1 protein-coding gene is annotated in these 456 nt (G+C 39.0%); it reads right to left on the bottom strand.

The features are described 5' to 3' along the window. Positions 1-456 (bottom strand): type II secretion system F family protein (locus tag AB4496_RS29740; RefSeq protein WP_372133739.1); only part of this gene is annotated, 456 nt, incomplete at both ends.

Below are 456 nucleotides of genomic sequence, written 5' to 3'. Positions count from 1 at the left end.
GAACATAAGTCGGTTTATTTTGTTGATCACATCTTTGAGTTGTCCACCTCTAGCCAAATTGATTCTTATCGTTGAAGCAAAGAAAAAGTACTCTAAGTACGGAAACGTATTGCTACTTCGTTCAAGAACGTCATCAGGGTCTTCACCAATAAGTAAACGCTCAGCCATGAATTTGAACTCTTTGCCCACTTCGTTATCAAGCTGCTTACCTACATACTCGAAGGCATGAATGATGCTTTGCCCTGAAGAAATGGCCCCACTCAAAATGTTCAAAGCGTCTGGAAAGTTAGTTTTAAAACGCTCTACTTGCCTTGCTTTTAGATTGTTATAAAAGACAAAGAACAAGAGAGGCTCAACAACAATCAGACAAACTATAAAGTCCTGACGTAAAAAAAACTCATTGAGAGCATAAGTTGCAGATGTCGTCACAGAGATAAACAAGACCAGCTTCAAGGA

It is taken from the genome of Vibrio sp. 10N.222.46.A1 (assembly GCF_041473595.1).
GTDB lineage: Bacteria > Pseudomonadota > Gammaproteobacteria > Enterobacterales > Vibrionaceae > Vibrio > Vibrio tasmaniensis_A.
Note: the sequence above shows the minus strand (reverse complement) of the source record. Positions and strands in the feature narration are given on the sequence as shown.